The organism is Leucobacter chromiireducens subsp. solipictus (assembly GCF_016758195.1).
Taxonomy (GTDB): Bacteria; Actinomycetota; Actinomycetes; order Actinomycetales; family Microbacteriaceae; genus Leucobacter; species Leucobacter solipictus.
The window spans coordinates 199,431-221,506 of record NZ_QYAC01000008.1 but is presented as its reverse complement, the minus strand read 5'-3'; the positions used below and the strand labels follow the sequence as shown (position 1 = coordinate 221,506).

The window sequence follows — 22,076 nt, the reverse complement described above, 5'->3', positions numbered from 1 at the left end:
AAGGTCAGGGAAATTGAGGACGCGGAAGGTGAGATACACACCGAGCGCCATCACGCCATAAATAAGGCCCAGTTCGATTGCACCGATCATGGTTACTTCACCACGTTCGCGGCGCGGTCGACGAGGTCGGCCGGCAGTTCGACACCGAGGCGCTTCGCAGCACCCAGGTTGACGGTGAGTTCGAGGTCCTTCGACGTCTCGACCGGCATGGTCGCGGGATCGGCGCCGTCCTTGAGGATCCGGATCGCCATCTCGCCCGTCTGCGCGCCGAGCTTGGTGTAGTCGATGCCCACGGTCGCCGCGGCACCGCCGTCGACGTGGGTGGAGTCGGAGCCGATGACCAGGATGCCCTTGTCCTCGGCGACGCCCACGATGGCGCCGATGCCCGAGGCGACGAGGTTGTCGCTCGGCGTGTAGATCGCGTCGACGTCGCCGAGCGATTCCGTGGCCTGCATGAGCTCAGAGGCGTTCGTGACCGTCGCTTCGACGACCTCCATGCCGTGCTTCTTGGCGGCCTCGCGGGCCAGCTCAACCTGCACCTGCGAGTTCACCTCGCCGGAACCGTAGACCATGCCGATCTTCTTCGCGTCGGGGTTGATCTCCGCGATCAGGTCGATCTGCTCGGCGACGGGGCTGAGGTCGCTCGTGCCGGTAACGTTGCCGCCCGGCTTCTCATTCGAGGCCACGAGATCCGCCGCAACCGCGTCGGTGACTGCGGTGAAGAGCACGGGCACGTCCGTCAGGTTCTGTGCCGCCGCCTGCGCCGACGGGGTGGCGATCGCGAGCGCGAGGTCCACCTTGTTGGTCGCGAACGTCTGCGCGATCGTGGTGGCGGTCGCCACCTCGGCGTTTGCGTTCTTCTCGTCGAACGTCACCGTCTCGCCCTCGACGTAGCCCGCGTCCGCGAAGGCCTGCTTGAAGCCCTCGGCCGCCGCGTCGAGCGCGGGGTGCTGCACGAACTGGCTGATCCCGATCGTGACCGAGTCGGTGCTCGCGCCCGAGCCCTCGTCCGAACCGCCGGCACCCGAGGTGCAGCCGGTCAGTACGAGAGCCGCTGAGGCGGCGAGACCTGCAAAGACGAGCGTCCGGTGACGGAAGCGTGTGCCTGCCATGGGTGTTCCTCACTCCAGTGTGATGATCCCCGGGTCTTCGTTCCCGGGGTATTGCGATTCGGTGCCACGAAGGCACCGGGTCCGTTGCTCGATCGTAGTGAGCTTCCGCCCAACTACCAACCTGACAAGAAAAGGTTAGGCAAAACGGGCATTGAGGGCATTCGTTTTGCGGTTGCAGTAGACAGTTTGTGCAGATTCTGCGCGAGATACGCGCGAAGTGCTCCGAGCGAAATGCCGACCCGCGGGGCTTCCCCCGCGGGTCGAGCCGCTACGCCGCGACGGAGGCGCCGATGCCCTCGGCCACCACCGCGGCCACGACGGCGTCGTTCTCGGCCGGATCGCCGATCGAGACGCGCACGCCCTCGCCCGCGAACGCGCGCACCGAGATGCCGTGGCGCTCAAACGCGGCACCGGCATCGGCCGTGGCCTCGCCCAGGGGCAGCCACACGAAGTTCGCCTCCGACGGGATCACCGTGAGCCCCTGTGCCTCGAGCGCCGCGGTCAGGCGGGTGCGCTCGGCCACCATCTCGTCGATCCGAAGCTGCAGTTCGTCCTCGGCCGCAAGCGAGGCCACCGCCGCCGCCTGAGCGAGCCGCGTGACCGCGAACGGGATCGCGACCTTGCGCAGCGCTTCGGCGACCTCCTCGGGTGCGATCGCGTAGCCGACCCGAAGCCCCGCGAGCCCGTAGGCCTTCGAGAAGGTGTGCAGCACCGCGATGTTCGGGTACCGCCGGAAGAACTCGATGCCGCTCGGCGAATCCGCGCTGCGGTCGAAGTGCACGTATGCCTCGTCCACGACCACGAGCACGTGGCTCGGCACCTGGGCCATAAAGGCGTCGAGCTCGGCCTCGGTGACCACCGTCCCGGTCGGGTTGTTCGGGTTGCACACGAAGATCAGGCTGGTGCGCTCCGTGATCGCCGCGGCCATCGCCGGCAGGTCGTGGCGCGCGTCCGCGTCGAGCGGCACCTCGACCGGGACCGCCCCGGCCACGCGCACCAGGATCGGGTATGCCTCGAAGGAGCGCCACGCGAACATTACCTCGTCGCCGGGGGCGGTCATCGCGTGGATGAGCTGCCCGGCGACCTCGACGGAGCCGGATCCGAGCGCGATGTTCTCGGGTGACACGTCGAAGCGGCGCGCCAGCGCTCCGGTGAGTTCCTCGGCGGCGATGCTCGGGTACCGGCTGATGGCCTCGGGCAGCACGGTCGTGAGGTGGGCCACGACGGAGGGCAGCGGCGGGTACGGGTTCTCGTTCGAGGAGAGCTTCACGCTCCGGCCGTCGGGCCCCGCCGGGGCCGGCTTGCCGGCGCGATACGCCGCGATCCGCTCAAGACCCGGCCGAAACGTTTGCGTCGCCTTCGACATGCGCACTCCTTGTTGTGTGGGGCTGCGCGCGAGGCTCGCGCGCAGCCGACTGACGTGCGCCACTCTAAGGACGGCGGGCTCGTCTCGTCAAACCGTATATGTGACTTCGGGCAATCTGCTCAGTTCGTATAGCATTACCGAAGGTTTGCAGTACATGATGCATGTTCGAGGAGGATCATGAGCATCGACCAGCTAGACGTTCGTCTCCTGACGCTCATTAGCGAGAATGCCGGCATCTCGGTCGTCGAATGCGCCCGCCGCCTGGGGGTCGCCCGGGCGACCGCCCAGGGCCGGCTCGACCGGCTGCGGCGCACCGGGGTCATTGCGTCGGAGGCACCCAGCATTGACCTCGCCGCCCTCGGGTACCCGCTGCGGACGTTTTGCACGATTCAGATCCAGCAGTCGGTGGGCCACCAGCGCGTGGCCGAGGGGCTCGCGCAGATCCCCGAGGTCCTCGAGCTGCACACCATCACCGGCGACTACGACATGATGGCAACCATCGTGTCGCGCTCCACCCGCGATCTGCAGCGGGTGCTTGACCGGATTTCCCACACCGAGGGCGTCGCGCGCGCCTCGACACGGCTGGCCCTGGAAAGCCACTTCAAGAACCGCACGCTGCCACTCGTGCGGAGCACGGTGCTCGCCGACGAGACGCCGCGCAAGCCCGCGCCGTAGCCGCGCGGCGAAGCCGCTGAGCGGGCGAAGCCGCTGAGCGCTAGGCGGCCTGACCAAACTCCCCGGTGGCCACGATGATCGCCCGCGCGAGCACCGCCTCCCGCATCATGAAGCCGAGGATCGCGGGGGTCGCCTCCGGGTCAATCTCGATCCGGGGCACGTTCAGCGCGTGCACCACGAACCAGTAGTGGTGCACGCCGGTCCCCGCGGGCGGGGACGCCCCGCGGAACGCGGGTTCACGGCGCTCGTTCGGGAGCGTCAGCGCGCCCTCCGGGAGCAGCTCGCTGCCCGGCGTCCCGGCCAGCGCACCGGCGCCCGCCGCGAGCTGCGTCACCGACGCGGGGATGTGTGCAACGGCCCAGTGCCAGAACCCGGACCCCGTGGGCGCGTCCGGGTCGAAGCAGGTCACCGCGAAGCTCCGCGTCTCCGCCGGAAACCCGGACCAGCTGAGCTGCGGCGAGCGGTTCGCTCCGCCGGCCGCCGCACCATAGAGCTCAGCCGGGAGCGGCTCGCCGTCTTGAATGTCCGCGCTCGTGAGGGTGAACCCCGGAACCTGGCGCATCTGCGCGTAGGGGTTGATCGCCCCGCGTCCCTGCGATGCCTGCGTCATCACCCGCTCCTCCCTGATCAGGCGCCGGTACGGATCACATCGGCGCGGTGAGGCCGTTTGACCGGCCCGTCTGCGCCTCAGCATACGAGGTCACGCCCCGGCTTGCCAGGACATCGGTCGCTATACTGGAGGCGATGAGTGGCGCGCCTGCGCCACACGAGATCCGGGGTGAACATGGCTGTGACGACAGGTTCAGAACGAGCCCGAGCGACCCTCGCATATCTGCGCCGCAAGATCACGACCGGCGAGTGGCCGGTGGGGAGCAGGATCCCGATCGAGCCCGAGCTCGCGGAGCAGACCGGCGTCGGCCGCTCGACGGTACGCGAGGCGGTGCGCTCGCTCGCGAGCATCGGCATGATCGAGACGCTGCCGGGGCGAGGCACCTTCGTGCGCTCGGCCGCGCCCACGAGCACGCTGCTCAATGAGTTCCTCACCGATTTCACGCTCGAAGAGATCTTGAGCTACCGCCGCGCCCTCGAGATCGAGGCCGCGCAGCAGGCCGCGATCCACCGCACCGAGGAGGACATGGCCGCGCTCGAGCTCGCGGCCACCGAGGAGATCGGGTGCACGCGGTGCCCCGTGCTCGGCTTCGCCGAAGGCGGCGACTCCGCCTTCGACAGCAAGTTCCACCGCCTCGTGTTCGACGCGGCGAAGAACCGGTTGCTCGCCTCGCTCTACGCCGGGATCAACGACCGCCTGCGCACCCCGGAGCACCGGGGCCGCCTGGCGAACGTCGCCACGGGTGCCGAGATGGAGCGCGACCACGCCCGCGTCCTCGACGCGATCCGCCGCCGCGACTTCATCGACGCGGTCCACGCGATGGTGGATCACGTGGACCACGACGTGGTGATCGTGAACGATCAGCACGAGGTCGTGCCGCCGCTCTCGCGCACGCCGGAGCAGCAGCAGCGCATTGACAGCGCCCGCGAGGCGCAGGAGAAGGCCCAGGTCTAGCGGCTCCCCCCGAGCTCGGTCGCGACGTAGCTGAGCAGCGCGTCACGCACGAGGGTGGCCCCGGGCTGCCCGCCATAGTTGGCGGCGAAGCGCTCGTCGAGCACGTACATTTCCGCGAGGCCGGTGACGTAGCCGGCGAGATCGCCCGCGGGCTCGTTCGCGGGCGTGCCCGGCACCGAGCGCAGCCAGGCCACGTGCCGCGCCGCAAGCTGCTGCGCCTCCGGGGACGCGGGATCGATGCCCCGTGCGGCGGCGGCCGTCCAGTCTCGGTTCAGCTCGGCCACCCGGCCCATCCACGAGGCGCGCTCGGACTCGTCGAGCCCGTCCCACCAGGCGCTGCTGCGCTCGGCCGCGTCGCGGCCCCAGCGTTCGGCCACCTCTTCGCGATACTCGGAGTGATCGAATCCGGCGAACATGTTTTCGGACATCAGGTCCCTTTCGGTGTGTGTTCTCGGTGCATCGGTGCTGGGCTGGCGCAGCGCCGCGATCGTGCGCTCGACGGCACCGATCTGCTCCGTGATCCGGCCGCGCTCGCGCTGCAGGAGTTCGAGGTGCGTGGCCAGGATCCGCGCTTCCGCGTGCTCGGGCGCCTCGGCGGATCCCGCCTGCGCGTCCTGGGACGCGAGGACCTCAGCGATGGCGTCGAGCCCGAGTCCCAGGTCGCGGAGCAGGAGCACGCGCTGCAGGCGCACCAGCGCCCGCTCGTCGTAGTAGCGGTAGCCGTTGCTCCCGATCCGGCTCGGCGGCAGGATCCCGACGCGGTCGTAGTGGCGCAGCGTACGCGAGGTGGTGCCCGCGGCGCGCGCCACCTCCTGAATCGATCGCTCCATGATCCGTCCGACCCCTCCGATGCTCTGCCGTGTGGCAGTGTCCACGATTTCGTGCACACCCTCACCGTAAGAGTTGACGTTACGTAAATGTCAAGCGCCCGGTCCACCGCCCGCGACGCGCCACGCGTCCAGCCACCCCGCGTACCATGGGAGGCGTGTCTGACGCCAAGATCCTGCTCTACTACGTGTTCGCCCCGGTTACTGACCCCGAGGCGGTGCGCCTGTGGCAGCAGCAGCTCTGCGAGTCGCTCGGGCTGCGGGGACGCATCATCATCTCGCGGCACGGCATCAACGGCACGGTCGGCGGCGAGCTCGACGCGTGCAAGCAGTACGCGCGGCGCACCCGCGAGTACGCCCCGTTCGCCGGCCTCGAGGTGAAGTGGAGCGAGGGCTCCGGCTTCGCCGAGACCGAGCCGACGATGCTGCACGGCGTCGACCGCAGCGCGCCCTGGAAGCGTTCCGCCGACTTCCCCAAACTCAGCGTCAAGGTGCGCGACGAGCTCGTCGCCTTCGGCATCCCCGACGAAACCCGGGTGGACGCAGACGGGGTCGTCGGCGGCGGCACCCACCTCTCCCCCGCCGCGGTGAACGAGCTGGTCGCCGAGCGGGGCGACGACGTCGTGTTCTTCGACGGGCGCAACGCCTGGGAGGCGGAGATCGGCCGCTTCAAGGGTGCCGTGGTGCCCGACACCCGCACCACGCACGACTTCATCACGCAGATCGAGAGCGGGGCGTTCGACGAGCTGAAGGGTCGCCCGGTCGTCACGTACTGCACGGGCGGGATCCGCTGCGAGATCCTCTCCGCCGCAATGATCGAGCGTGGCTTCGGCGAGGTTTACCAGATCGACGGCGGGATCGTCCGCTACGGCGAAGCCTTCGGCAACGACGGGCTCTGGGAGGGCTCCCTCGCGGTCTTTGACGGGCGGGAGGCCATGGAGTTCGCCCCCGGCGCCGCGCAGCTGGGCACCTGCACGGTCTGCGGCGAGCACACGACCCACCTCGCCAACTGCGCCGATCAGGCCTGCCGCGCACGCTTTGTCGCCTGCGCGACCCACGCGGGCGCGCACTGCCCTGCGCACGCGACCGTCGCGGCGTAACCTCCGCGCCGGGCGCCCGGGGCCCGCACGCGACGCGTGCGCCCACTCCCGCGCGCCCGGCGCGTACACCCTCTCCCACACCCGCGCCCCACCCACGGCGCGCGCACCCACTCCCACGCCCGGCGCGCGCATCGATGGGTGAGTTTTGGGTGCTTCACGCGGCCTGAAGCACCCAAAACTCACCCATCGATGGCGTTTTCCTCCCGCGTGAGGCCGGCGAGCAGGCGAGTGATCGCGGCATCGCTCGCCGCGAGGGCCTCCGCCTCGGTGAAGTGCCCCGCGGCGCAGAGCGTCCCGAGGCCGTGCACCAGCCCCCAGAGCGCGCGGATCTCGGCCTCGGCGACGAGGCCCGTGGCGGCAACGGTCTCGGCGAGGACGCGCTCCAGGCGCTCAATCCGGGGGGCCATCGCCACACTGGGCTGGGTGGGCACGCAGACGAGCGGGTCGTAGACCACGTTGAAGGCGTGCGGGTGGGCGACCGCGAATCGGATGTAGGCGGCCCCGCCCGCGCGGAGGCGGGCATCGGCCTCCACCCCGGCACCGTCGATCGCCGCCTCGACCGCGGCCGTGAGGTCGTCCATGCTGCGCTCGGCCAGGGCCTTCAGCAGCCCGAGCCGGTCCCGGAAGTGGTGGTACGGAGCGTTGTGACTCACGTTCGCGGCCCGCGCCACCTCGCGCAGGCTGATCTCGGCGGCGGGCATCTGCTCCAGCAGGTGCAGCGCGGCCTCCTCCAGCGCATCGGCCAGGCGGCCGTGGTGGTAGGACTCCCGGGAAGTTGACATGAGCAACATTGTCCCCTATCTTGACACTGTCCACACTGGTTGACACTGTCAAGATAGGATTTCCTGTGCCCGCTGCGCTCGTGATCGACGGCCACCCCAATCCCGACTCGCTCTCCGCCGAGCTCGCGCGTCGCTACGCCGCGGCCCACGGCGATGCGCGCGTCCTCACGCTCCGTGACCTGGAGTTCGACCTGCACATGCGATTCGGCTATCGCAAGCGCATCCCCGTCGAACCGGACCTCGCGGACGCGCGCGCCGCACTCCACGAGGCACGCCGCATTGTCGTGGTCGCCCCGATGTGGTGGGGCGGGGTCCCCGCGCTCCTCAAGGGCTTCTTCGATCGGGCCCTGCTCCCCGGCGACGAGTACCGGATGTCGAAGCTCGGCCTCCCGATCGGGCTCCTGCGCGGGCGTTCCGGCCGCTTCCTCATGCTCGCCGATACCCCGGCGTTCGCCCTGCCGTTCACGGGCAACGCGGCGGCCGGCCAGGTGGCGCGTCACACGCTCCGCTTCGTGGGAGTGCGCCCGTTTCGGGTCCATCGCTTCCTCGGCGTGGGCACGGCGAGCGATCGCCGCATCGAGCGCTGGATCGAGCGCGCCGCGCACCTGGGAATGGCCGACGGTCGCCGAGACGCCGCGCGCCACACGCCGGACCCCGCGCACGCACGCTCTCAGCGATCATCAGTTCCTGCACTCAGCAAGGTCGTTTAATCTGCAGATGTGAACGAAGAACCCGAGCGGCGTGCGCCCGAAACCGTGACCCGGTGGCTCCCACCCGAGTCCCCGGTGCCCGTCACTGGCGCGCCCGCGGGCGTGGTCTTTCCCGCACCGGACACCCACGTCGTCGAGTGGAATACCCAGGCCCCGGAGGACACCGCGCGACTCACCATGCTCGACCGGGCCGTCGATCGGGTCCTCGCGATCCAGCGCCCGCTCGTGCTCGCGCACCTGCGCCGGGTGGGCGCGCGCAACCCCGAAATGTCTCCCGCGATGCTCGCCCGTTCGCTCGAGCGCCGCTACCTCGCCGCCGTCACCGCGGGCGGCAGCGGGGTCGGGGCCGCAGCAGCGGTGCCCGGGATCGGCACTGTGGCCGCGCTCGGCATTGCCAGCGCGGAGACCGTGGGGTTCCTTGAAGCGACCGCACTCTACGCGCACTCGCTCGCCGAGCTCCACGGCATCGCGCTGCGCGATCCGGACCGCGCTCGGATCCTCGTCCTGACGCTGCTCCTCGGCGACGAGGGGCTCGGGCTCCTCCGTCAGATCACACAGCAGGCGTCCGGCGGCACGTCCCGATCCTCGTTCTGGGGCGAGCTCGTCTCGTCCTCGATGCCGCGGCAGCTCGTCGGCCCGCTGGTGGGACAGTTGAAGGACATGTTCATTCGGAAGGCCGCGCGCGCGGGCGGTGCCTCGGTCATCAGCAAGATCATGCCCTACGGCATCGGGGCCGTGCTCGGCGGTTCTGGCAACTTCGTGATGGCGCGGCGGGTCGTCGCGCGATCCCGCACCGCCTTCGGCCCTGCCCCGCACGCGCTGCCGGACGAACTCGCGATGCTCCGCGCCGAAACGGCCGCGCAGCCTACGCTGCGCGAGCGGTCCGTGGCACGGAAGGGCGAGCGGAGTGCCCGAAAAGCGGAGCGCGCGGAGCAGAAAGCACTGCGCGCGGAGCGGCGCGCCGGGCACACGGATCTCGCCGAGCACACGGATCGCGCCGAACACAGGGATCACGCCGAGCACACGGATTTCTCAGATCTCGCGGATCGCACTGAAACTGAGGCGCTGCGCACCGGGTCCGAGACGTCATAGGTCCGGACCCGGCGGCCGGGGCTACCAGATGCTGACGCGCTCCGCCGGATCGAGCCACAGCGCGTCGCCGGGCTGCGTACCGTAGGCCTCGTGGAACGGGGCGAGGTTGCGCAGGATCTGGTTGCACCGGAACTCATTGGGCGAGTGCGGGTCGATCGTGAGCAGTCGCACGGTCTCCTCGGGGCGCGACTTCTGCTGCCAGGCCTGCGCCCAGGAGAGGAAGAACCGCTCCGCGCCCGTCAGCCCATCGATGACGGGCGATTCGGCCCCGGCGAGCGAACGCAGGTACGCCTTCCACGCGATCTCAAGCCCGGACAGGTCCCCGATGTTCTCGCCGATCGTCAGCTCACCGTTCACCGTCTGACCGTCGGCGCCCTCAGGCGAGAGCTCGTTGTACTGGCCAATGAGCGCGCTCGTCAGCTGCTCGAACGCGGCGCGATCCGACTCGGTCCACCAGTCGGTGAGGCGCCCCTCGCCGTCGTAGCGGGAGCCCTGATCGTCGAAGCCGTGGCCGATCTCGTGGCCGATAACGGCCCCGATCGCGCCGAAATTCGCCGCCGCGTCGACATTCTTGTCGAAGAACGGGGGCTGCAGGATCGCCGCGGGGAACACGATCTCGTTGAAGCCCGGGTTGTAGTACGCGTTGACCGTCTGCGGGGTCATGAACCACTCGTCGCGATCGATCGGCTTGCCGACCTTGCCGAGCTCGCGCAGGAACTCGACCTCGGAGACGCTGCGCGCGTTGCCGAACAGGTCCCCCGCATCGACCGTGAGCGCGGAGTAGTCCCGCCACTTCACGGGGTACCCGATCTTCGGGGTGAAGCGGTCGAGCTTGTCGAGCGCGCGGGTACGGGTGTCGGCCCCCATCCACTCGAGCTGCTGGATCGACTCGCGGTAGGCCTCGATCAGGTGCTCGACCAGGCCATCCATGGCGGCCTTCGCGTCCTCGTCAAAGTGGCGTTCCACGTAGATCCGGCCCACGGCCTCGCCCATCGCGCCCTCGACGAAGGAGACGCCGCGCCGCCAGCGGTCGCGCTGCTCCGTCGCCCCCGTGAGCGCGGTGCCGTAGAACTCGAAGTTCGCGCGGGAGATCTCCTGCGACAGCAGCGCTGCCGATCCCCGCACGATCCCCCAGATCGTCCACGCCTTCCAGGCCTCCAGCTCTGCCTCCACCAACAGCTCCGACAGTCCAGTGAGCGCCTCGGGCTGTGCGGCGACGACCTCGGCGAACGCGGCGGTCGGCGCTCCCATCGCCGCAAGGTAGGCGGACCAATCGAGCTTCGGGGTGATCTCCCCGAGCTCCGCGAAGGTGCGGAGGTTGTAGAGCTTCTGAATGTCGCGGCTCGCAACCTTGTCCCAGTGGGAGGCGGCGATCCGGCGCTCCAGGTCGTAGCTCAACCCGGCCAGCCGGTCCGCGTCGGCGACCCCGGCAAGGCCCAGCATGCGCGCGATGTGCGCCTGGTACTGCTCACGGATCTCCGCGAACTGCTCCTCGCGATAGTAGGACTCGTCGGGCAGGCCGAGGCCGCCCTGCATCACGAAGACGATGTAGCGCGCGGGATCCCCCGGGTCGTTGTCGACGAACATGCCGAAGAACCCGCCGAGGCCGCGCCGCTCCAACCGGCCGACGTGCGCGATCAGCTCCTCGGTGCTGCCGAGCGCGAGCGTGCGCGCGATCTCGTCAGCGATGGGCTGGGCGCCCAGCGCGTCAACGCGCTCCACGTCCATAAAGCTCGCGTACAGCGCGGCCACCTTATCCGCCTCGGCAGTCGCTGGGGCACCGGGTGCGGGAGCCTCGGTGCCGGTAATAATGTCCCGGACCGCCTCCTCGGCGTTCTCCGCGAGCACGGCGAAGGAGCCGTAGCGCGCCTTGTCGCTCGGGATCTCCGTGCGTTCAATCCACTTGCCATTGACGTGCCGGTAGAGGTCGTCCTGGGGGCGGACGGCAGGATCAAGTTCGCTGAGGTCGATGCCGGAGGCAGGCGCTACGTTGCTCATGCGTCCAGACTAGCCGGGACGACTGACGTTGCCCGGGGTGCGCGCGCATTCACGCCGAATACCCTGCTGGCTTCCGGCCGCCGCTCGCCGAAAGGCCCGTGTCGGAGGCAGCCGCTACGGTAGTGCTCATGTCCGAGCACCCCGCCCCCTCCCCGGTTCCCAGCCCCGAGCCGGGCCGCCCCGCAGCGGCCGTCCCCGGACGCGCGGACGAGGCAGGAGCCCCCGAGACGGCTCGCGCGGAGCGCCGCAGGATCGACCGCGGGATCGCACACTTGGCGATCCCCGCGCTCGGCGCCCTCGTCGCGGAGCCGCTGTTTCTTCTCGTGGACTCGGCGCTCGTGGGGCACCTGGGGATGGCCCCGCTCGCCGGGCTCGCCGTTGCGGGCGCGATCCTGCAGACCGCCGTGGGGCTCATGGTGTTCCTCGCGTATTCGACGACCCCGCTCGTGGCGCGGCGTCGCGGCGCGGGAGATCTGCGCGGGGCCGTGCAGGCGGGCGTGGACGGGTTGTGGCTCGCGCTCGGGATCGGGATCGTGGTCGGGATCGCGATCTGGCTGCTCAGCGGCCCGCTGATCGCCGCGTTTGGCGTCGCGCCGGACACGGCGGAGCAGGCCCGGATCTACCTCACGGTCTCCTGCCTCGGAATCCCGGCCATGCTCGTGGTCTTTGCTGCGAGCGGGCTGCTGCGCGGACTCCAGGACACGCGCACGCCGCTCGCGGTCGCCACCATCGGCTTCGCGATCAACGCGATCCTCAACGTGTGGTTCATCCTCGGGCTCGGCTTCGGGATCGCGGGCAGCGCCTGGGGCACCATCATCGCCCAGTGGGGCATGGTCGCCGTGTACCTGATCGTCATCGCGCGCCACGCGCGGCGGGCGGGCGCGGGCTTCCTCCCGCACCGCGACGGGCTCGGGCACGCCGGCCGCAGCGGCGGGTGGCTGTTCATCCGCACGCTCGGGCTGCGCGCCGCGCTGCTCTCCACCGTCTTCGCCGCGACCAGCCACGGCACCGCCGCCACCGCGGGGTATCAGGTCGTGTTCACGATCTTCTCGACCGCGGCGTTCGCGCTCGACGCGCTCGCCATCGCCGCGCAGGCCCTGATCGGCGACGCCCTCGGCGCGAGCGACGCCCGCCGAGCCCGCCTCATCACGCGGCGCAGCGTGTTCTGGGGCATCGCCTGCGGGGCCGTGATCGGCGGCCTGCTCGCCGCCACCAGTCCCGTGCTCGGCCGCGTGTTCACCGGTGAGGCCGCGGTGCTCGAGATCCTGCCGCCAGCGCTCCTCGTGCTCGGCATCTCGCTGCCGCTCGGCGGGCTCGTCTTCGTGCTCGACGGCGTACTTATGGGAGCCGGAGACGCGCGCTACCTCGCGTGGACCAGCATGGTGAACCTCGCCGTCTATCTGCCGATCCTCTGGCTCCTCACCCGGCTCGCCCCCAGCGGGGCACCGGCGCTCGTCGCGCTGACGGCGGGGTTCACGATCGTGTTCATGCTGGCCCGCGCGGTCACCCTGGGGCTCCGTGCCCGGAGCGAGCGCTGGGTGCGACTCGGGGTGTGAACAGGTGCCCCGAGCCGCACCCCGAGATCAGGCCCGTGGATCGAAGGCGATGATCTGTCGCAGCGCGGCCCCCGACGCGAGATCATCCATTGCCCGGTTCACCTGGTCAAGGGTGATCGTAGCGCTCACGAGCTTCTCGATCGGGAGCCGGCCCTGACGCCAGAGCTCGACGTATTCGGGCACATCCTGGGCCGGATCGCCCGAACCGAGGTAGGACCCGATGATGGTCTTCGACTGCGCCACGACAGCGAGCGGATTCACCAGCGCAGTGTCCGCGGGGTTTCCCAAGCCCACCGCGACGAGCCTGCCGCCGCTCGCAACCGTCTCGACCCCCTGCGCGAACGCACGCGCGTTCCCGGTCGCCTCGACCACGACGTCCGCCTGGAGGCCACGCTCCGCGGCTTCTGCCGGGGTCATCGCTTCGTCCGCGATGATCGCTCGCGCACGCTCGTGTTTGCTGACGACGGGGTCCACCACCGTCACCCGTGCGGCGCCGAGTGCCGCCGCGACCAGCGCAGCCGCCATCCCGACGCCCCCCGCCCCGAACACCACGACACGCTCTCCTGGTCGCAGCTGCGCGGCGTTCTTGATCGCGCCGCCACCGGTGAGCACCGCGCACCCGAGGAGCGCCCCAACGTGGGCGGGCACATCATCGGGAACTGGGATCACCGAGCTCCGATGCACCACCGCGTGGGTCGCAAATCCCGACACCCCCGAGTGATGACTCACCGGCTCGTTGTCCCGGGACAGCCGAGTGCCGCCGCCCAGAAGCGTGCCGCCCGCGTTCGCGGCGTTGCCGCGCTCGCAGAGCCGGCGACCCCCGGCCTGGCACGCCTCGCAGGTGCCGCAGCGCGGCTGGAAGACCATGACCACGCGTTGACCCGGCGACAGCTCCACCCCCGCGCCAACCGCCTCGACGATTCCGCAGGCTTCGTGGCCCAAGAGCATGGGAACCTGGCGAATGCGATCACCATTCACCACGGAGAGATCGGAATGGCAGACCCCGGCGGCCTCCATCCGCACGAGCAGCTCCCCGGCCTGCGGGGGTGCCAGGTCGAGCTCCGCAACGGTCAGCGGCACCGTGTGCGCGTAGGGGCCGGACCGCCCACACTCCTCGAGCACTGCTCCGGTCATGCGCATCAGGCGACCCCCGCCCGCACGGGTTCCGGCTGTCCGATCCCCACGGTGTCCTCCGCGCCCACCGCATCCTCCTGGTGAACCAGCGCGGCATCACCCCGAGAGAGCAGGAGGCTCAGCAGCGTGACCGCCGCCGCGGCCGCAAGGTAGAGGGCCACGCCCTGCCACGACCCCGTAGCCGCGAGCAGCGCCCCGGCGATCAGCGGTGCCGGCGCGGAGGAGGCGATGCTCCCCAACTGGTACGACATTGCGGTGCCCGTGTACCGCACACGCGCGGGGAAGATGTCCGACACGTAGCTCGCGGCGGCGGCGTACGACAGCGCGTGCGAGACGGGCAGCATCAGCACCAGCGACAGGAAGAGCCAGACCTCGGAACCGGTGTTGATCAGGAGGAACATCGGGAAGGCGAGGACGATGAACATTGCGGCACCGAGCATGAGCGTCTTCGACCGCCCGATCCGGTCGGCAAGTTGCGCGGCGCGTGGAATCGTGAAGGCCTCGAGAATCGAGACGACGGTGAGCTGCAGCAGCACCACGCTTGAGCTGATTCCGACGTGCTCGGGGATATAGGTCAGGAGGAACACCGTGGCGATATAGAACGGGATGTTCGGCGCGAACAGCACCAGAATACCGAGGAGCATCGGCTTCTTCGCCGTTGCGAACACCTCCGCGATCGGCAGCTTCGACTGCGCTCCCGCGTCCTTGATCTTCGCGAACTCGGGCGACTCCGTAATGGCGAGGCGGACCCACAACCCGACAATCACGAGAACGCCGCTTGCGAGAAACGGGATCCGCCACCCCCAGGCCTGCACCTCGGCGGCCGGCATCAGCTGCACCAGGAAGAACGCTCCCGTGGACAGCGCCATCCCAATCGGCACCCCGCACTGCGGCCAGCTCGCATAGTACGCGCGTTTGTGCGCTGGCGCGTGCTCGGCCGCCATGAGGACCGCCCCGCTCCATTCACCTCCGACCGCGAACCCCTGCAGAATGCGCGCGGCGACCAGCAGGATCGGTGCCCACACGCCGATCTGGGCGTAGTTCGGGAGCAGTCCGATGACCACGGTGCCGCCGCCCATCATGAGCAGCGAGAGCACGAGCATCGATTTCCGGCCGAGGCGATCTCCGAAGTGCCCGAAGATGACCCCGCCGAAGGGGCGAGCCACAAACGCCACGCCGAACGTCGCGAGCGATGCCAGCATCCCGGCGGTGGGACTCAGGCTCGTGAAGAACTGGGTGTTGAACACCAATACGGCCGCGGTGCCGAACAAGAAGTAGTCGTACCATTCGATGCTGGTCCCCACGAGGCTCGCAAACGCGACTCTCCTCGCCGAAACACTCGTGCCTGCGGAAGCCATGGGCCTATCTCCTTTGATTTCCCGGATGGGTCAGACGTCAGTGGACGCATCCCACACGATACGGTCGCTCCGTGGGGTCGCTGAATTGATGACATCGCAGTCTTTCGGCACAAACACTGCAAAATTCGCAATGCTGCGCTACTGGATCCGGCGGATCCGATGACGCTTCAGCGCCAGGCTCAACAGGAGCAGCCCGTCAGGATACGAAGGATCATGCCCGGTGACGTCGCGGATGCGCTCGAGCCGGTACGTGACCGTGTTCGGGCTCACGGACAGATCCGCGGCGGCTTTGGACAGGTTGAAGCGGTGATCGTAGTAACTCTCCAGGGTCTTCACGAGGTCCGTGCCACGCTTCGCATCGTAGTTGCGCAGTGGGATCACGATCTCCTGTAAGAGCTCCTCGGCGTGCCGCGACTCGCGCACGAGATTGTCGAGCAGCACATCGGAGTACGCCAGACAGTGGCCGGCCAGTCCCGAGGAGAGTCCCGCGACCGCGGCCTCGTGCGCTTCGCGATAGCTTCGCGAGATCCCCGCGACCCCCGAGTAACTGCGCCCGAGCCCTCCAACGAACACGCCGAGCTGCCCCGCGACCACCCGCGCTCGCGCTTTCAGCGCCTCGTACTCGGCCGGGTTCTCGACCGGGCAGATCACAATCAATTCGTCATCCCGCACCCCGGAGAGCTGGCCCGCCCCCGAGTCCCGCAGGTGATACGTGGCCGTCGCGAGCGCTTCACGCAGCCGCGTTTCGTCCGCGCCGGGCACTCGGTGAAACAGCACCACCACGTACGCGCCTTGGAGTTCGACCTCCATGCCCGTGAGGAACCGGCCCGCGGGCTCGGTCGCGGCTTTCCCGAGCAGCAGGGCGTCCAGGTAATCCCCGCGCAGGACGTCGTGATCGCGGCGCACCCCCGAGGCCTCCTCGAGGAACGCCTGAGCCACGATCACTGAGACCCGGTCCACGTGTTCCATCACGCGCTGCGCGATCCCCAGGGCCGCGGTGCGTTCCGCAGCGCTCCCCGCACGAGCCTCGTCCTGAATCGCGCCCCACACCGTCTGACCCCAAATTCGATACGCGTGCAACACGCTCTCCATCGAGACGAACTGATAGGACCGGCGGGCGGCCGATGCGCGGAAGTTCGCAATCTCCTCCGGCCCAAACGGCACGCCGGTCCGGCACGACTCCAGGAGATTTCTGATGTTGCGGATCGCGAGCGGCAACATATCGTTCTCGACGGTGTTCTGGCCCAGGCCGCGATACTCGACAAGTTCGGCACGGTACCGCGCCACCAGCTGTGTGCCGAGCTCTTCGATCCGATCCTCCACCCGACGCAGCACGGCGTCCCCGTGCACATCAGGCAGGTGGGTGTCTGGGGCGGAGCCCTCATCGATGTCCTGCGGAGCCATGGCCGTCCTCTCAGAAATGCAGAGCGCACGGTACGGTTCGCGACGCTGGCGACAGCCTAGCGACGCTCCGCGCCCCTGGTGCGCGGTGGCGACGGGTGAACGCCTGGCAAACCCGGCTGCCGCCGCACTGGCCGCGCTCGCGGTAGCCCTAGACTCATCTGATGACCACTCCTGACGCCGCGCTGCGCCTGCGCGCCGCCCGCCGCTGGACCGCCGGCATCATCATCGTTTTCGCGCTGCTCGGCACCGGATTCGGCAGTTGGCTGAGCCGTCTTCCGGCGGTGCGGGATCACCTGGGGGCGAGCACCCTGGAGATGAGCGTGTTTGGCCTCATGCTCGCCCTCGGTTCCCTCACCGGACTGATCTTCTCCGGCCGCACCGTCACGTGGCTCGGGCCTCAGCGCACGCTCGCCGTGGGGATCATCGGCCAGGCGATCGCGATGCCCGCGGCGGCGCTGCTGTTCTGGTCCGGCGCGGTCGTGCCCGCGGTGGTCTGTCTGGTCCTGTTCGGGATTACCTTCGCGACCTCGGACGTGGCGATGAACGTGAGCGGTGCCGCGGCGGAGCGCGCCCTGGGCACGCCCCGCATGCCCCTCTTCCACGCGGCCTACAGCCTCGGAAGCGTCAGCTCGATGGGGCTTGGGGCGCTCGCGGAGGCGCTCGGCATCTCCGTGCCGCTCCACCTCGGCGTCCTGTTCGCGTGCCTGGTCGTGGGCGTCCTGCTGGCGCTGCGCATGGTGCCGAACACCGCCCAGGAGAGCGAACCCGAGCCACTGCTGCACTCGAGCGTGCACACCGGCCCGATCCAGATCGTGGTGCATCCCGAGTCCGCGATGCCCGAACCGCCGGTTCCGGGCGGAGCCGCGGCGTCTCCGGGGTCCGCGGCGGCCACGCCTCCCGCACCGCGCCCGCCGCAGCGCGGCTACTCGCCGTGGCGGGATCCGCGGATCCTCATCATCGGCCTGATCGCGATGAGCATGAGCCTCGCGGAGGGCACCGCCAGCGACTGGCTGCCCCTGGCCCTCGCGGACGGCCGCGGCTTCACGAACACCGCCGCCACCCTCACCCTCGGCGCGTTCTTCGTGTCCATGACCCTGACCCGGATCGCAGGATCCTGGCTCCTCACGCGCCTCGGCCGCGTCATCGTGCTCCGCGGCGGCGCCCTGCTCGTGGTGCTCGGCGTCGTCACGATGATCCTGGTGCCGGCCTCGTGGGCAAGCGTGGCGGCCGCCGTGCTCTGGGGCATCGGCTGCGCGTTCGGCTTCCCGGTCGGCATCTCGGCCGCGGCGGACAACCCGGCGACCGCCACCCGGGACGTCGCCGCGGTCTCCGCCATCGCGTACACGGCGTACCTGCTCGGCCCCATGCTGATCGGCTTCCTCGGCGAGCACTTCGGCCTACTGCAGGCGTTCTGGCCGCTCGTCGTGTTCGCGGTCATCGCCTTCATCTTCGCCGCGACGGCCCGAGAGCCGAAACCCGCCGCGTAGCTCATTGCGGGGATCCGGCACCGGTTCCGGCTCGCCGGGCCGCGCCGCCGGATCAGGCGCCCAGCCACCCAGCGCCAAGTCCGGGTAAACTACGGCGGGTGCGAATCGTTGTTGCTGACTGCTCTGTCGACTATGCCGGCCGGCTCTCGGCCCACCTGCCCCGGGCCAAGCGTGTGCTGATGCTCAAGAACGACGGCAGCATCCTCGTTCACTCCGACGGCGGCTCGTACAAGCCGCTGAACTGGATGAGCCCGCCGTGCTCCCTCGCCCCGGTCGAACTCGACGCGGAGCAGGAGGCCGCGGGCATCGTCGAGGCCTGGCAGGTGACGCACAAGAAGACCGCGGACAAGCTGATCGTGTCGATCTTCGAGTTTTTCCACGACAGCTCACACGACCTTGGCGTCGATCCCGGCCTCATCAAGGACGGCGTGGAGGCGCACCTGCAGGAGCTCCTCGCTGAGCAGATCGAGCTCGCGGGTGAGGGCCACACGCTCGTGCGGCGCGAGTACATGACCGCCATCGGCCCGGTCGACATCCTCGCCAAGGACGCGAGCGGCGGATCGGTCGCGATCGAGATCAAGCGCCGCGGCGGCATCGACGGGGTCGAGCAGCTCACCCGCTACCTGGAACTCATGAACCGCGATCCGAAGCTCGCCCCCGTGCAGGGCGTCTTCGCAGCGCAGGAGATCAAGCCGCAGGCCCGCACGCTCGCGGAGGATCGCGGGATCCGCTGTCTCGTGCTCGATTACGACGCGATGCGCGGCATGGAGGATCAGAACACCCTGTTCTGATCGCTCCCGCAAGATCATGGGGAGTCCGCAGCAGGAGTCCGAACGGAGTCCGCAGCAGTTTCGGGAGGCGTCCCAGGCTCGGCGGCACCCGCGGCGCTCGACGGCTCGTCAGCGCCCGGCCAGGGGTGCCCGCCAGTAGGGAAGCCAAGATCCTTCGCCGGGGTGCTGCTGAAGCTAGAGGAGCGCGCTTCGGGCGGAACTGTCGGCTACGCGACCGGTGGGACTGTGGGTCTTGCTGCTGGGGGCCGCGGCCTGGGTGGCGGGATCGTATCTGGCGCGTGGTCCGGCTGGTACGCAAGCCCCACAGCGCTCTCCCCAGTGCCGCAAGTGATCGTGGCCGAATGGGCCGTGGTGCAGCCTGTGGAGCCGCAGGCGTTTTTCGCGCCTCTTCAGGCCTTACCCCTGGAGACGCGTGTTGTTAGGTTGGTGGGAACCCGACGGAGGAGGGACTATGCACCACCGGCCCACCGTGGCTCGCCAGATCAGCGTTGGTCTTCTGTTGCTGATTGTTGTCGCAGGCATTGCGTACCTCGGATCACTTGCCACGATCCCGAATACCGAGGGGTGGTACGCCTCGGTGCGCAAGGCTCCGTGGAGTCCCCCGAACTGGGTGTTTGGTCCGGCGTGGTCGGTCCTGTACGTGTGCATCGCGGTGGCTGGGTGGCTGATCTGGCGCAGCGGCTGGACGCGGGATGGACGCAATGCCGCACGGCCGGCCCTGATTCTCTACGGTGTACAGCTGGGGCTGAATGCGCTGTGGACGCCCGTATTCTTCGCCGGCTACCCGCGAGTGGGCGAGGCTGCCTGGTGGGGTGCGATGGTGATCATGGTCCTGCTGATCGCGTGTGTCCTCGGCCTGATCGTGGCCGGTGCGCGGTGGTCGCAGGCGGCCGCGTGGCTCTTGGTCCCATATGTGCTGTGGCTTCTCTTCGCTGCGACGCTGAACGCGGCCATCATCAGCCTCAATGAGCCGATTGGCCCGCTGATCTGAGAATACTCTCGGGATTCAGCTCTAGCGTGTGTACAACAACTCGCCACAGCGAAGGAGGAAAGATGAACGAGAAGAAGGATCCCGATACTCCCTCCGAGGACCTCATCGACGAGCCGGTCATGGATGGTGCCACCGACACAATGGACAATTCCGCTGACCCCCGCAAGGGGCAGTCGGACCCGGCGTTGATTCGGCACCCTGAGAAAGGCGACAAGAACACGGCTCCCTATAATTTGTAGGCTCTGCGAAGCTCTGCATGGGTTCGGCCCCTCGCTCCTCCAGCTGGAGGAGCGAGGGGCCGAACCCATGTTTCACCTCTGCGAGGGAGGGTGGCCTCACCCAGGCGCCGTTATGCGGTGATGGACTTCCCGGTGGGGATGTCATCGTGGGCCATACCCACCTCGATCTTCCGTGGCTTTGCCTGCGCGCTCAGCGGCAGAACAACGCTCAGGACGCCATTCGTGTAGCTTGCGCTGATCGCTTCGGTGTCAATCCCCTCACCGATGCTGAACTGGCGCAGGTATCCGCCTTCGCTGCGTTCCTGCGCAATCCACTTCATGCCCTCGGCGGTGCCGGCCGAACGGTACGCGCGGATCGTCAGGAGCTGGCCGTCAAGATCGATGTCCAGACTTCCGGGGTCGATACCGGGGAGGTCGGCCGTGAGGACGTAGCGGTCCTGATCTCGGCTGAGGTCGACGGGCATGGGACGGGGGCCGCTGCGTGCCTGTCGCATGCCTCCAGTTCCACGCTCGAGGTCAGTGAAAGGGGCAAATGTCAGTGTCATTGAAATCAGTCTCCTTCCCATTGCTCCCTGAGGTCGAGCTCCTCAGGTGACAGATAAATTAGCACTCTCGTATGGAGAGTGCCAAATTCCGTGCTCGAGTCAGCCTCACGGCCGACCTCGCCGGTCATGAATCCCAGAACGCCAGAGCGCGAGAGCGCGAGAGCGCGAGAGCGCGAGCGCGCGAGAGCGCGAGCGCGCGAGCCCCGGTACCTGCTCGTGGGGTGCCGCAGTCACGCACCGTCACCGACCGCCAGTTCTCGTACGCCGGAACGCCCGCTCCTGATCCGCGGCGGCACGGCCCCCGTTGACCCCGGCGGGGCCGCTCGGCCAGACTGGTTCAGGGGAGGGCAAGTGACGAAGTGGATCATGCTGTCGGCGGCGATCCTCGCTGAGGTCGCGGGCACGCTTGCGCTGCGGGCGGCCGTGGACGAGCCGCTGTGGACCATCGGCGTGGTGATCGCGTACCTCACGGCGTTCACCCTGCTCGGGCTCACACTCCGCACCGGGATGCCGATCGGGGTCGCCTACGGGATCTGGGGCGCGGCCGGAGTGGCGCTCGTCGCGCTCCTCGCAACCGGGATCTTCGGGGAGCAACTGAGCCCGCTCTCGATGGCCGGCATCGCGGTGATCATCCTCGGTGTGGTGCTCGTGGAGTCCGGGGCCCACCCGGGGCGCAGCGCAGACCAGGCGGAGGCGCGGGCATGAGCTGGCTGTGGCTGATCCTCTCGATCCTCAGCGAGGTCGCCGCGACGCTGAGCCTGCGCGCCAGCGATGGCCTGCGGAAGCGACGCTGGATCACCCCCATCGCGCTCGGGTACCTCGCCGCCTTCACGTGCCTGGGCCTCGCGCTCAGCGCGGGCATGCCGGTCGGTGTGGCCTACGGGCTCTGGACCGCGATCGGGATCGTGCTCGTCGCCGTGTTCGCGCGGGCCGTGTGGAAGGAACCGCTGACGCGCCGCATGCTCATCGGCATCGCGTGCATCATCGTCGGCGTGCTGCTCGTGGAACTCGGGTCAGCGCACTAACGCGGGCGGCACTGGCGCGGGCGGCACTGCGCGGGCGGTGCCGCGCCACGACCTCTGCGCTAGTCCCCGCCGTAGTTCTCCTCGCGACGCTTCCGGCGAGGATTCGTCGTGGCCTTCAGAAACAACCGCACGAGTGACTGCTTCTTCTCGAAGTAGGCGTGCGCCTCGATCTCGCCCGCCGCGTACTGCGCCTCGAGTTCGTGCAGCGTCTCCTCGGCGGCGGACGCGTCAAAGCGTGAGTGCTGCGCACCAAACTCGTTCGATTCACGGATCGGCATTCCCGGTTTCCCCCTCACTGTGACCCGGCGAACTTCTCCTCC

At 69.1% G+C, this 22,076-nt stretch carries 23 protein-coding genes; 12 read left to right on the top strand and 11 right to left on the bottom strand.

Annotation, left to right across the window (positions count from 1 at the left end; all coding sequences use genetic code 11):
* Nucleotides 1–92: 92 nt before the first annotated feature.
* Together D3230_RS14975 and hisC are read right to left on the bottom strand one after the other, a co-directional pair.
* Nucleotides 93–1,112, bottom strand: a complete 1,020-nt coding sequence (locus D3230_RS14975; RefSeq protein WP_202345856.1) for an ABC transporter substrate-binding protein — start codon at nt 1,110–1,112, stop codon at nt 93–95.
* A 268-nt stretch (nt 1,113–1,380) separates the two neighbouring features.
* Complete coding sequence (hisC, locus tag D3230_RS14970; RefSeq protein ID WP_202345855.1) at nt 1,381–2,478, bottom strand: histidinol-phosphate transaminase; 1,098 nt, start codon at nt 2,476–2,478, stop codon at nt 1,381–1,383.
* 177 nt (nt 2,479–2,655) lie between these two features.
* Here hisC and D3230_RS14965 point away from each other — a divergent pair, with 177 nt between their 5' ends.
* On the top strand, nt 2,656–3,153 hold the full coding sequence (locus D3230_RS14965) for an Lrp/AsnC family transcriptional regulator (protein ID WP_202345854.1): 498 nt from the start codon (nt 2,656–2,658) through the stop codon (nt 3,151–3,153).
* A 40-nt stretch (nt 3,154–3,193) separates the two neighbouring features.
* On the opposite strand, the gene D3230_RS14960 is transcribed toward D3230_RS14965, so the two are convergent.
* Nucleotides 3,194–3,763, bottom strand: coding sequence for a YbhB/YbcL family Raf kinase inhibitor-like protein (locus D3230_RS14960; RefSeq protein ID WP_202345853.1), 570 nt, complete (start codon nt 3,761–3,763; stop codon nt 3,194–3,196).
* Between the two features lie 174 nt (nt 3,764–3,937).
* Here D3230_RS14960 and D3230_RS14955 point away from each other — a divergent pair, with 174 nt between their 5' ends.
* Entirely contained in the window at nt 3,938–4,717 is a 780-nt protein-coding gene (locus tag D3230_RS14955) for a FadR/GntR family transcriptional regulator (protein WP_202345852.1), read from the top strand.
* On the opposite strand, the gene D3230_RS14950 is transcribed toward D3230_RS14955, so the two are convergent.
* Nucleotides 4,714–5,547 (bottom strand): MerR family transcriptional regulator, encoded by an 834-nt coding sequence (locus D3230_RS14950; RefSeq protein WP_202345851.1) that lies wholly within the window; start codon nt 5,545–5,547, stop codon nt 4,714–4,716. The two genes, D3230_RS14955 and D3230_RS14950, sit on opposite strands and share 4 nt — an antisense overlap.
* Before the next feature lie 155 nt (nt 5,548–5,702).
* On the opposite strand from D3230_RS14950, the gene D3230_RS14945 reads away from it, so the two are divergent.
* Nucleotides 5,703–6,644, top strand: a complete 942-nt coding sequence (locus tag D3230_RS14945; RefSeq protein ID WP_202345850.1) for a rhodanese-like domain-containing protein — start codon at nt 5,703–5,705, stop codon at nt 6,642–6,644.
* 179 nt (nt 6,645–6,823) lie between these two features.
* Here the strand turns inward: D3230_RS14945 and D3230_RS14940 are convergent, their stop codons facing one another.
* Nucleotides 6,824–7,426 carry a TetR/AcrR family transcriptional regulator gene (locus tag D3230_RS14940; RefSeq protein WP_202345849.1) on the bottom strand — a complete coding sequence of 201 codons (603 nt, stop codon included), beginning with the start codon at nt 7,424–7,426 and terminating at the stop codon, nt 6,824–6,826.
* A 65-nt stretch (nt 7,427–7,491) separates the two neighbouring features.
* Between D3230_RS14940 and D3230_RS14935 the strand changes: the two genes are divergently transcribed.
* Together D3230_RS14935 and D3230_RS14930 are read left to right on the top strand one after the other, a co-directional pair.
* Nucleotides 7,492–8,136 (top strand): NAD(P)H-dependent oxidoreductase, encoded by a 645-nt coding sequence (locus D3230_RS14935; RefSeq protein WP_202345848.1) that lies wholly within the window; start codon nt 7,492–7,494, stop codon nt 8,134–8,136.
* A gap of 9 nt (nt 8,137–8,145) precedes the next feature.
* Entirely contained in the window at nt 8,146–9,228 is a 1,083-nt protein-coding gene (locus D3230_RS14930; RefSeq protein ID WP_202345847.1) for a hypothetical protein, read from the top strand.
* Between the two features lie 21 nt (nt 9,229–9,249).
* On the opposite strand, the gene D3230_RS14925 is transcribed toward D3230_RS14930, so the two are convergent.
* On the bottom strand, nt 9,250–11,226 hold the full coding sequence (locus D3230_RS14925; RefSeq protein WP_202345846.1) for a M13 family metallopeptidase: 1,977 nt from the start codon (nt 11,224–11,226) through the stop codon (nt 9,250–9,252).
* A gap of 128 nt (nt 11,227–11,354) precedes the next feature.
* On the opposite strand from D3230_RS14925, the gene D3230_RS14920 reads away from it, so the two are divergent.
* Nucleotides 11,355–12,782: an MATE family efflux transporter gene (locus D3230_RS14920; protein ID WP_202345845.1), complete on the top strand. Its 1,428-nt coding sequence runs from the start codon at nt 11,355–11,357 to the stop codon at nt 12,780–12,782.
* Nucleotides 12,783–12,809: 27 nt separating this feature from the next.
* Here the strand turns inward: D3230_RS14920 and D3230_RS14915 are convergent, their stop codons facing one another.
* The 3 genes from D3230_RS14915 to D3230_RS14905 form a co-directional block, all read right to left on the bottom strand.
* Nucleotides 12,810–13,916, bottom strand: a complete 1,107-nt coding sequence (locus D3230_RS14915) for an alcohol dehydrogenase catalytic domain-containing protein (protein ID WP_337249200.1) — start codon at nt 13,914–13,916, stop codon at nt 12,810–12,812.
* A gap of 5 nt (nt 13,917–13,921) precedes the next feature.
* Nucleotides 13,922–15,274, bottom strand: coding sequence for an MFS transporter (locus tag D3230_RS14910; protein WP_202345843.1), 1,353 nt, complete (start codon nt 15,272–15,274; stop codon nt 13,922–13,924).
* Nucleotides 15,275–15,412: 138 nt separating this feature from the next.
* The gene (locus D3230_RS14905) at nt 15,413–16,678 is read right to left on the bottom strand and encodes a PucR family transcriptional regulator (protein ID WP_202345842.1); all 1,266 of its coding nucleotides are present in this window, start codon (nt 16,676–16,678) and stop codon (nt 15,413–15,415) included.
* Between the two features lie 161 nt (nt 16,679–16,839).
* On the opposite strand from D3230_RS14905, the gene D3230_RS14900 reads away from it, so the two are divergent.
* The 4 genes from D3230_RS14900 to D3230_RS14885 all read left to right on the top strand — a co-directional run bounded on the left by D3230_RS14900 (nt 16,840) and on the right by D3230_RS14885 (nt 20,186).
* Nucleotides 16,840–18,165 carry an MFS transporter gene (locus D3230_RS14900; RefSeq protein WP_202345841.1) on the top strand — a complete coding sequence of 442 codons (1,326 nt, stop codon included), beginning with the start codon at nt 16,840–16,842 and terminating at the stop codon, nt 18,163–18,165.
* A 98-nt stretch (nt 18,166–18,263) separates the two neighbouring features.
* The gene (nucS, locus tag D3230_RS14895; RefSeq protein WP_202345840.1) at nt 18,264–18,956 is read left to right on the top strand and encodes an endonuclease NucS; all 693 of its coding nucleotides are present in this window, start codon (nt 18,264–18,266) and stop codon (nt 18,954–18,956) included.
* A gap of 451 nt (nt 18,957–19,407) precedes the next feature.
* Complete coding sequence (locus D3230_RS14890) at nt 19,408–19,947, top strand: TspO/MBR family protein (RefSeq protein WP_202345839.1); 540 nt, start codon at nt 19,408–19,410, stop codon at nt 19,945–19,947.
* A 62-nt stretch (nt 19,948–20,009) separates the two neighbouring features.
* The gene (locus D3230_RS14885; RefSeq protein ID WP_202345838.1) at nt 20,010–20,186 is read left to right on the top strand and encodes a hypothetical protein; all 177 of its coding nucleotides are present in this window, start codon (nt 20,010–20,012) and stop codon (nt 20,184–20,186) included.
* 110 nt (nt 20,187–20,296) lie between these two features.
* Here the strand turns inward: D3230_RS14885 and D3230_RS14880 are convergent, their stop codons facing one another.
* The gene (locus tag D3230_RS14880; protein ID WP_237467627.1) at nt 20,297–20,680 is read right to left on the bottom strand and encodes an Hsp20/alpha crystallin family protein; all 384 of its coding nucleotides are present in this window, start codon (nt 20,678–20,680) and stop codon (nt 20,297–20,299) included.
* Nucleotides 20,681–21,082: 402 nt separating this feature from the next.
* Between D3230_RS14880 and D3230_RS14875 the strand changes: the two genes are divergently transcribed.
* Both D3230_RS14875 and D3230_RS14870 read left to right on the top strand, forming a co-directional pair.
* Complete coding sequence (locus D3230_RS14875; RefSeq protein ID WP_202345836.1) at nt 21,083–21,436, top strand: SMR family transporter; 354 nt, start codon at nt 21,083–21,085, stop codon at nt 21,434–21,436.
* Nucleotides 21,433–21,756, top strand: a complete 324-nt coding sequence (locus D3230_RS14870; RefSeq protein ID WP_202345835.1) for a DMT family transporter — start codon at nt 21,433–21,435, stop codon at nt 21,754–21,756. The genes D3230_RS14875 and D3230_RS14870 overlap by 4 nt, the downstream gene beginning before the upstream one ends.
* Before the next feature lie 59 nt (nt 21,757–21,815).
* On the opposite strand, the gene D3230_RS14865 is transcribed toward D3230_RS14870, so the two are convergent.
* Nucleotides 21,816–22,034 carry a hypothetical protein gene (locus D3230_RS14865; protein ID WP_202345834.1) on the bottom strand — a complete coding sequence of 73 codons (219 nt, stop codon included), beginning with the start codon at nt 22,032–22,034 and terminating at the stop codon, nt 21,816–21,818.
* Nucleotides 22,035–22,076 lie beyond the last annotated feature (42 nt).

Bases quoted from the DNA above. Each gene is read 5' to 3' on its own strand.
- D3230_RS14885 (WP_202345838.1), top strand. From the start codon at position 20,010: ATGAACGAGAAGAAGGATCCCGATACTCCCTCCGAGGACCTCATCGAC.
- D3230_RS14880 (WP_237467627.1), bottom strand. From the start codon at position 20,680: ATGCGACAGGCACGCAGCGGCCCCCGTCCCATGCCCGTCGACCTCAGC.
- D3230_RS14905 (WP_202345842.1), bottom strand. From the start codon at position 16,678: ATGGCTCCGCAGGACATCGATGAGGGCTCCGCCCCAGACACCCACCTG.
- D3230_RS14975 (WP_202345856.1), bottom strand. From the start codon at position 1,112: ATGGCAGGCACACGCTTCCGTCACCGGACGCTCGTCTTTGCAGGTCTC.
- D3230_RS14940 (WP_202345849.1), bottom strand. From the start codon at position 7,426: ATGTCAACTTCCCGGGAGTCCTACCACCACGGCCGCCTGGCCGATGCG.
- D3230_RS14965 (WP_202345854.1), top strand. From the start codon at position 2,656: ATGAGCATCGACCAGCTAGACGTTCGTCTCCTGACGCTCATTAGCGAG.
- D3230_RS14900 (WP_202345841.1), top strand. From the start codon at position 16,840: ATGACCACTCCTGACGCCGCGCTGCGCCTGCGCGCCGCCCGCCGCTGG.
- D3230_RS14950 (WP_202345851.1), bottom strand. From the start codon at position 5,547: ATGGAGCGATCGATTCAGGAGGTGGCGCGCGCCGCGGGCACCACCTCG.
- D3230_RS14865 (WP_202345834.1), bottom strand. From the start codon at position 22,034: ATGCCGATCCGTGAATCGAACGAGTTTGGTGCGCAGCACTCACGCTTT.
- D3230_RS14920 (WP_202345845.1), top strand. From the start codon at position 11,355: ATGTCCGAGCACCCCGCCCCCTCCCCGGTTCCCAGCCCCGAGCCGGGC.
- D3230_RS14910 (WP_202345843.1), bottom strand. From the start codon at position 15,274: ATGGCTTCCGCAGGCACGAGTGTTTCGGCGAGGAGAGTCGCGTTTGCG.
- D3230_RS14890 (WP_202345839.1), top strand. From the start codon at position 19,408: ATGCACCACCGGCCCACCGTGGCTCGCCAGATCAGCGTTGGTCTTCTG.
- D3230_RS14870 (WP_202345835.1), top strand. From the start codon at position 21,433: ATGAGCTGGCTGTGGCTGATCCTCTCGATCCTCAGCGAGGTCGCCGCG.
- hisC (WP_202345855.1), bottom strand. From the start codon at position 2,478: ATGTCGAAGGCGACGCAAACGTTTCGGCCGGGTCTTGAGCGGATCGCG.
- D3230_RS14960 (WP_202345853.1), bottom strand. From the start codon at position 3,763: ATGACGCAGGCATCGCAGGGACGCGGGGCGATCAACCCCTACGCGCAG.
- D3230_RS14955 (WP_202345852.1), top strand. From the start codon at position 3,938: ATGGCTGTGACGACAGGTTCAGAACGAGCCCGAGCGACCCTCGCATAT.
- D3230_RS14925 (WP_202345846.1), bottom strand. From the start codon at position 11,226: ATGAGCAACGTAGCGCCTGCCTCCGGCATCGACCTCAGCGAACTTGAT.
- D3230_RS14915 (WP_337249200.1), bottom strand. From the start codon at position 13,916: ATGACCGGAGCAGTGCTCGAGGAGTGTGGGCGGTCCGGCCCCTACGCG.